A 434-nucleotide genomic window follows, 5' to 3' on the forward strand; every position below is an offset into this window, starting at 1 on the left:
CAGAAGACAGGGTTGCAACTTTGGCGTCAAGGCGTAATTCAACTTGATCAGTGCTCAGGTTTCGGATTTGTACAGACAGGCCATCTTCGCAGCTGAATGATTGAACACGGGCATCATGATCGTGTGTACGGCCGTGGTCATGATTGTGCTCTTGACGTTGACCATGTTCATGTTGATGGGCTTCGGGGGCGGCACAGGCAGCGAGGCTCATGGCGGCGGCAATTGCAAGCAGGGCTTTTACTTTCATTTGTGACTCCTATGGTCAGTGTTGAAGGAAGAATGTAGCGGCATGTTAGAAATATCTTTATGGCTTCACAATAGGGATAACCATTATTTACTTTTTCTCCCTGTTTCCGGGAGTATGGCAGGATTTTTTGTAGTTTTGATATGAATGATGAATGCCGTTTGAAAAAAAACCGCACTTGCGCTAGAGG

1 pseudogene is annotated in these 434 nt (G+C 46.5%); it reads right to left on the minus strand.

Annotated features, from left to right (window positions below):
• Positions 1-247 (minus strand): annotated as a pseudogene (locus ACTHUM_RS20005) (MliC family protein); the annotation flags it as partial.
• Between the last annotated feature and the right edge of the window lie 187 nt (positions 248-434).

The organism is Neisseria sp. P0021.S006 (assembly GCF_051956895.1).